The organism is Acinetobacter chengduensis, assembly GCF_003664645.1.
In the GTDB taxonomy this organism is placed as follows: Bacteria; Pseudomonadota; Gammaproteobacteria; order Pseudomonadales; family Moraxellaceae; genus Acinetobacter; species Acinetobacter chengduensis.
In genome coordinates this window covers 323,285-329,730 of the sequence record NZ_RCHC01000002.1, presented here as the reverse complement: position 1 = coordinate 329,730, position 6,446 = coordinate 323,285, and the positions used below count along the sequence as shown (strand labels likewise).

The window sequence follows — 6,446 nt, the reverse complement described above, 5'->3', positions numbered from 1 at the left end:
TGAAGCGAATAAACGTAAAGCTGATGCTGATGCAAAAGCTAAAGCAGACGCAAAAGCTAAGGCCGATGCGAAAGCTAAAGCAGAGGCAAAAGCCAAAGCCGATGCAGAAGCGCGTGAGCGTGCTGCTGAAGAAGCTAAAGCATCATCTGCAAAAAAAGCCGCTGAAGAAGCAGCTGAGAAAAAAGCGGAAGCTAAAAAAATTGCATCCTCAGCAAAACGTGATTTTGAAAATAAAATCCGTCGCGTATGGGATACCCCTTCTGGCTCAGCAGGTAAAACCGCCACTGCACGAATTAGTTTGACTGAAAGCGGATCTGTTCGCTCTGTCGTGGTGACTGCCAGCGATCCAGATATGAAAGCCAGTATTGAAGCTGCCGTTCGTGCTGCCGCACCTTACCCAATGCCTTCGGACCCAGATGCAAGACGCGAAGCGATGACTTTAACCTCGACATTCCGATCGGCAAACTGATCAGATGCCACAAAATCCCTGCACAGTCAGGGATTTTTACATTTACAGCCAGTTTGATGATTTTATTCATCTTCTCAGCAGACAGATACGCTCACATTTAAGGCGATATCTGATGTCATAAAAAATTCACTATGAGGTGAGCTCAACGAAATAACAACCTGATAATATTTGGACAGTTTTTCACACTCTAATAACAGATTAATCATAATGTGATGCTTTTAATATTTTCAAAACATGCCATTATGTGACACATTCACAGTAACAAAAATTTATAGATTCAGAGTATCCAGCGAATGATGGAAATGACGCGTAAACATCTGCTTTGTATAGCCGTTTTGACTGCATTTAGTCCTGTTTTAATCACTCAATCACATGCACAGTTGCATTTGGAAATTACCAAATCTCCTGAAGAAGCACCAAAGATTGCCATTATTCCCTTTGCAAATGATCAAAGCATTTATCCAATTGTCGAAAATGATTTAAATCGTTCTGGCAAATTTAGCAGTGCATCAAAGAATCTTCCTGCAACAGCGGCACTCAATTCACCTAATGCAGAAGCATGGCACGCTGCTGGTGTTCCTTATGTAGTGACGGGTAATCTCAAGCAAGCTGCTGATGGTTCATACGAAATTCAATATCAACTCTATGATGTTGAAAAAAAACAATACCTACTCAATGAACTACTGAATGTACCTGCTTCTCGCACACGCCAAGCAGCTCACATGATTAGTGATGCGATTTATGAAGCACTTACTGGCATTAAAGGTGACTTCACTGGCCGTATTGCTTATGTACTACGCAACCCAGCAACGCCAGAACAACGCTATACCTTGCAAATTGCAGATACGGATGGTGAGCAACCCCGTACTGTTTTAACCTCGCGTGATCCAATCTTATCGCCTGCTTGGACACCCAATGCGAAAAAAATTGCCTACGTTTCATTTGAAACGAAACGGCCTGCCATTTACATTCAAGATTTAGCGACAGGTAGCCGTGAAAAAGTGGCTAGCTTCCGTGGTTTAAATGGTGCACCAAGCTTCTCGCCTGATGGCAAGAGCATGTTATTTACAGCATCTATGCATGGCAACCCAGAAATTTATCAAATGGATTTGGAAACCCGCCAGCTACAGCGTATGACCAATGACAGCGCGATTGATACTGAAGCTCGCTACGCTCCTGATGGAAAATCTTTTATTTTTACCTCGGACCGTGGTGGCTCACCACAGATTTATCGTTATAACTTTAGCGATGGTAGCAGTAAACGATTAACGTTCCGTGGTGCATTTAATGCGCGTGGCACACTGAGTGCGGACGGTAAAAAACTGGCACTGGTACATCGTCCAAGTGGTAGTAACTACAAAGTCGCTGTACAAAATATAGACTCTGGTGTGACGAACATTTTAACGCCAACCAGCTTAGATGAATCCCCTAGCTTCTCCCCAAATGGACAAATGGTGGTCTATGCAACACGTGAAGCAAATCGTGGCCTTTTATCTATTATGTCACTTGATGGTCGCTTCCGTATGAACTTGCCAAGTGAACAAGGTGAAGTTCGTGAGCCAGCATGGGCACCAAAATAATATTTACGCTTAAAAAACTTGATGGAGATATACATGCAAGCAATTAAACTTTTTGTTTTACCTTTATTAGCAACTGCTGTTGTGATGACTGGCTGTGCAAGCCGTAAACCAGTTAATGTGGCTGAAGCGGGTCAAAACCCATCAACAGCAACAACTGTAAATACAGAAGGCCTGAGCGAAGATGCTGCATTAAATGCACAAAATCTTGCTGGCGCATCGTCTAAAGGCGTAACTGCGGCCAACAAAGCATTTTTAGCAAAACGTGTTGTTCACTTTGATTATGACAGCAGTGAATTAAGTAATGATGATATCCAAACATTACAAGCACATGCTCAATTTTTAATGGCCAATGCAAACTCACGCGTTGCTTTAACAGGCCATACAGATGAACGTGGTACACGTGAATACAATATGGCACTGGGTGAACGTCGTGCGAAAGCTGTAGAAAGCTTTCTTGTAACAACAGGCGTAAATGCCAACCAACTAGAAGCTGTCAGCTATGGTAAAGAAATGCCAATTAATGCTGGCCATGATGAAAATGCATGGAAAGAAAACCGTCGCGTAGAAATCAACTACGAAGCAGTTCCACCATTACTTAAATAAGTTCGCGCATTTGCTTCAGCAACTGATATTGCTTCAGCAATAAAAAAGCCCTCCATCATGAGGGCTTTTTTATTGCTTCATATTGAAGTGCAGTCTAATAAAGCTATTCAAATCAATTGAACACGTTATTCAGCAGATTCTACGGGTTGCTCTGAACTTTGCATAGATTCAATAAGATCATGCTTATTAAACTTTTTATATTCAGGCTTAGCATCGTAGCCACTCCAAGCTTCCTTAACCTTTTCTGCAGAAATTTCATCCAATGAAATTCCTTCTGTAGGTGATGGAGTCGCATCAAATTTTTGAATCGTCATTGTTGTGCTCCTATATTAAAATAAATACCCTTTCATTCAACATAGCATGTTCTTCTAGAGTTGCAAGCGCAAAATGACGGCAAATAGTCGAGTTTAATTGTTCTTTTAAGGCATTCTCATCTAAAATACGCACATATTCAATTCCGATCATTTTGACCGCTTTATTTTGGAGCATTCCAGTTATGTCACGTTTAAGCTTATCCCAATTTTTACAACAACAAAGTGGAAATTTAACACCTGCTTTAGCTCAAGTTATTGAAACTATTGCTAACACATGCAAAGACATCGACGTACTTCTCCAAAAAGGTGCTTTAGCTGGTGTTTTGGGTAGCGCTCAACACGAAAACGTGCAAGGCGAAGAGCAAAAGAAGCTCGATGTTATTTCTAATGACTATTTAATTGATGCCTTAAAAGTTCATCCACATGTAGGTGGTTTAGCTTCTGAAGAACTTGACGAGTTTACTCCAGCACAAGAAAATGGTGATTATCTTGTGTTATTTGATCCGCTAGATGGTTCAAGCAACATCGACATCAATATGTGTGTAGGTACTATTTTCTCAATTTTGCCTGCTAAAAATGCAGTAACTCAAGCTGAAGACTTTATGCAAGCAGGTCGTGAGCAAGCAGCTGCAGGTTATGTACTGTATGGTCCATCAACTATGATGGCATTAACAGTTGGTGCAGGCGTTGTGTTCTTTACATTCGACCCAGAAAGCAAAGAATTCTTATTAACTGCAGATGCAATCCAAGTCGCTGCTGATACCAAAGAATATGCAATTAATGCATCAAATGCTCGTCACTGGGAAGCACCTGTTCAACGCTATATCGATGAACTTCTTGCAGGTAAAACTGGCCCACGTGAAAAAGATTTCAATATGCGTTGGGTAGCATGCATGGTTGGTGATATTCACCGCATCTTGTGCCGTAGCGGTATTTTCATGTATCCATACGATTTAAAAGATCCGAAAAAAGCAGGTCGTTTACGTTTAATGTATGAAGCAAACCCAATGAGTATGCTGATGGAGCAAGCTGGTGGTGCATCTACAACAGGCCGTGTTCGCATTCTTGATATTCAACCGACTGAATTACACCAACGTGTTCCAGTCATTATTGGTTCTAAAAATGAAGTTGATTTAGTGACCAGCTATCACAACTAAAACCTCTTTTTCCTATTAGCCCATAGTACATCCTACTATGGGTTTTGAGTCTCCCAAATATGTCTATTGTATTTTTAGAATCAAAAGATAATGCGAAAATTAAACACTTACGTGGTTTAATTGAACAAAGTAGCTATCGAAAAAAACAGGGTCAAACCGTACTTGAAGGTACACATCTAGGTTTAGCTTGGGTTGAGCAAAAACGTCGTATCAACTCTATTTTCACTACAGAAAAAAACCTCGAACATCCTGATATCTGCGATATTTTAGATGAATATGATGGCTCTGTTTTTGTGATTGCTGAAAGCTTGTATCGAGACCTGAGTACTTTAGGTACAACACTGCCCTTCTTGGCAATTGTTGATCTGCCAAGTTCTAGCCAAGCCTTACAATTTGATTTAGACACACTCGTTTTAGAAAACGTACAAGATCCGGGTAATGTTGGTACTTTGCTACGTTCTGCTGCAGCCGCAGGTATTCAACAAGTCGTGTGTACTAAAGGTTCAGCTTCACTGTGGTCACCTCGCGTGCTACGTGCAGGTATGGGGGCACATTTTGCGCTTAAAACCTTTGAAAATATTCAGTTAGAAGATATTCTGGAACGCTTTGAAATTCCAGTCTATGTGACCAGCTCACACCAATCAACCAGCCTATATGATCAAGACCTTAAACAACCCTGCGTATGGGTATTAGGAAATGAAGGGCAAGGTGTAAGTGAATATGCGCTTGCACATGCAAATGCTGTGAGTATTCCACAACCAGGTGGTCAAGAATCACTCAATGTTGCCATTGCAGGATCTGTGTGTTTCTTTGAAATGGTTCGCCAGCGCATTTAATCGTTATTTTATTTTAAATCGGCTCGCCGATTTAAAAAAATAGATTACACTAGAAAAATAACAAGTATTTTTGTCAACCAAACCATTATTTTCAACGTTATATGTAATATGAAATTGGAAATAATGGTGGGTATCCGATGACAGGATTTTCCATCTCTATGGACTTAGCGCCTAAACAGTCAGACAGTACACCAGCAAGTGTTCTTAAGAGCACGGCTGAAACTCGTCTAAAAAACTTTATGCATGAAGTGACTGGTCGCGCCCTTGTGATGATTGAAAGTGCAACCCAAGGCCAGCAAGGTATTGCTATGGACTTGGTTCAAGAAGCTTTTATTTCACTGCATAAATCTTATGCAGAAAAATCTACTGAAGAATGGTATCCACTGTTTTACACCATTTTAAATAACAAATTACAGGATTGGCGTCGTAAAGAAGCCCGCCGTGCACAGCCCTTCTCGTTTTTCCGAAAAGTCTCTTTAGATGATGATGAATTTGAAATACAAGATGTGGTTGATGAATCGACACCCAATCCATCTGAATTTTTAACTCAAGCAGTGACAGCTGAAGAAATTCAAGAGGCTATTGCTCAATTACCTGTGCGCCAACAACAAGCATTTATGCTCCGCGCATGGGAAGGGTTCGACACACATACCACTGCAGAAATTATGAATTGCACCGAAGGCAGTGTTAAAACACATTATCACCGTGCAATTCAGGGCCTTCGCGCCTCATTAGCACACTTAAATCCCAATTTGGGAGGGTCATCCGAATGAAGCAAGATGATTTTGTAAAAAACGTGAGCCAAAAGCTAGATCGGCTTGCACAGCAACATCAGCATAAAGCACAAGTGATGAATAACGTGCTGGATCAAATTCACGAACGAGAAACTTCTCGTTACGGTTTATGGAAAATGTCCAGCTTTGCACTCGCAGCTGCAATTGCCGGTTTTGTTGTATTACCTAATTCAGTCACTTTGAATGAAAAACCTGATACTCAAGTCATTTCATCGCCTAAGCTTTCACCTCAAATGGTCGAAGATTTAGAAATGTTAATGGTCTTGGGCGAGGATAAAACGTCTCATGGTAGCTAAAAAGTTAGCATTGGCATTTTGTGCGTTCAGTTTCTTGCAAACCAGTTTTGCAGGCTTTGAACGTTTTTGGATTTTTTCAAAAGATGCGAATACTCAAGTGAGTGATACCTGGGACTCTTTGTCTGATGCTGAGCAATTAGCACTGATTAAGCGCTATCAGTCGTTAAAAGAAATTCCATCTGAGCAAAGCACAAACTTACAACAGCGTATGGATTGGTTTAATCAACTGCCAGATGCGGATAAACAACGTATGCGTGAAACTTGGCAAAAAATGAGCACGCAAGAACGTAAAGATTTGGCTCACCGCCTACAGCGTGCTGCGCCTGATGACCGTGCAAGTATTCGTGAAGAATATATCAATAAATATTTAAAAGCTGAAAGTCTAAGCCATTAATGA

General features: G+C 40.9%; 10 protein-coding genes. 8 read left to right on the top strand and 2 right to left on the bottom strand.

The genetic code is table 11. The features are described 5' to 3' along the window. From tolA to pal, 3 genes are all read left to right on the top strand, one after another. A partial coding sequence (tolA, locus tag D9K81_RS03120; RefSeq protein WP_121523105.1) for a cell envelope integrity protein TolA occupies positions 1-469 on the top strand: 469 nt, incomplete at its 5' end. Between the two features lie 296 nt (positions 470-765). Further along, positions 766-2,049 (top strand): Tol-Pal system beta propeller repeat protein TolB, encoded by a 1,284-nt coding sequence (gene tolB, locus D9K81_RS03115; protein ID WP_171406864.1) that lies wholly within the window; start codon positions 766-768, stop codon positions 2,047-2,049. A gap of 33 nt (positions 2,050-2,082) precedes the next feature. Then, the gene (gene pal, locus D9K81_RS03110) at positions 2,083-2,652 is read left to right on the top strand and encodes a peptidoglycan-associated lipoprotein Pal (RefSeq protein ID WP_120374504.1); all 570 of its coding nucleotides are present in this window, start codon (positions 2,083-2,085) and stop codon (positions 2,650-2,652) included. Between the two features lie 125 nt (positions 2,653-2,777). Here pal and D9K81_RS03105 read toward each other — a convergent pair whose 3' ends face one another. Together D9K81_RS03105 and D9K81_RS18380 are read right to left on the bottom strand one after the other, a co-directional pair. Then, positions 2,778-2,966: an NF038105 family protein gene (locus D9K81_RS03105; protein WP_120374503.1), complete on the bottom strand. Its 189-nt coding sequence runs from the start codon at positions 2,964-2,966 to the stop codon at positions 2,778-2,780. 10 nt (positions 2,967-2,976) lie between these two features. Then, complete coding sequence (locus D9K81_RS18380; protein ID WP_171406856.1) at positions 2,977-3,117, bottom strand: hypothetical protein; 141 nt, start codon at positions 3,115-3,117, stop codon at positions 2,977-2,979. Positions 3,118-3,148: 31 nt separating this feature from the next. Between D9K81_RS18380 and D9K81_RS03100 the strand changes: the two genes are divergently transcribed. The 5 genes from D9K81_RS03100 (at position 3,149) to D9K81_RS03080 (ending at position 6,443) form a co-directional block, all read left to right on the top strand. Then, a complete protein-coding gene (locus D9K81_RS03100) occupies positions 3,149-4,123 on the top strand; it encodes a class 1 fructose-bisphosphatase (RefSeq protein WP_120374502.1) in 975 nt (324 codons plus the stop codon). Positions 4,124-4,182: 59 nt separating this feature from the next. Further along, entirely contained in the window at positions 4,183-4,959 is a 777-nt protein-coding gene (locus D9K81_RS03095) for a TrmH family RNA methyltransferase (RefSeq protein WP_120374501.1), read from the top strand. Between the two features lie 158 nt (positions 4,960-5,117). Then, on the top strand, positions 5,118-5,732 hold the full coding sequence (locus D9K81_RS03090) for an RNA polymerase sigma factor (protein WP_120374500.1): 615 nt from the start codon (positions 5,118-5,120) through the stop codon (positions 5,730-5,732). After that, complete coding sequence (locus D9K81_RS03085) at positions 5,729-6,049, top strand: hypothetical protein (protein WP_120374499.1); 321 nt, start codon at positions 5,729-5,731, stop codon at positions 6,047-6,049. The genes D9K81_RS03090 and D9K81_RS03085 overlap by 4 nt, the downstream gene beginning before the upstream one ends. Then, the gene (locus D9K81_RS03080) at positions 6,039-6,443 is read left to right on the top strand and encodes a DUF3106 domain-containing protein (RefSeq protein ID WP_120374498.1); all 405 of its coding nucleotides are present in this window, start codon (positions 6,039-6,041) and stop codon (positions 6,441-6,443) included. Before D9K81_RS03085 ends, D9K81_RS03080 begins: the two co-directional genes overlap by 11 nt. Positions 6,444-6,446: the final 3 nt, after the last annotated feature.

What these genes read in the sequence shown, in the direction of transcription:
- tolB (WP_171406864.1), top strand. Translation starts at nt 766, where the DNA reads ATGGAAATGACGCGTAAACATCTGCTTTGTATAGCCGTTTTGACTGCA.
- pal (WP_120374504.1), top strand. Translation starts at nt 2,083, where the DNA reads ATGCAAGCAATTAAACTTTTTGTTTTACCTTTATTAGCAACTGCTGTT.
- D9K81_RS03105 (WP_120374503.1), bottom strand. Translation starts at nt 2,966, where the DNA reads ATGACGATTCAAAAATTTGATGCGACTCCATCACCTACAGAAGGAATT.
- D9K81_RS18380 (WP_171406856.1), bottom strand. Translation starts at nt 3,117, where the DNA reads ATGATCGGAATTGAATATGTGCGTATTTTAGATGAGAATGCCTTAAAA.
- D9K81_RS03100 (WP_120374502.1), top strand. Translation starts at nt 3,149, where the DNA reads ATGTCACGTTTAAGCTTATCCCAATTTTTACAACAACAAAGTGGAAAT.
- D9K81_RS03095 (WP_120374501.1), top strand. Translation starts at nt 4,183, where the DNA reads ATGTCTATTGTATTTTTAGAATCAAAAGATAATGCGAAAATTAAACAC.
- D9K81_RS03090 (WP_120374500.1), top strand. Translation starts at nt 5,118, where the DNA reads ATGGACTTAGCGCCTAAACAGTCAGACAGTACACCAGCAAGTGTTCTT.
- D9K81_RS03085 (WP_120374499.1), top strand. Translation starts at nt 5,729, where the DNA reads ATGAAGCAAGATGATTTTGTAAAAAACGTGAGCCAAAAGCTAGATCGG.
- D9K81_RS03080 (WP_120374498.1), top strand. Translation starts at nt 6,039, where the DNA reads ATGGTAGCTAAAAAGTTAGCATTGGCATTTTGTGCGTTCAGTTTCTTG.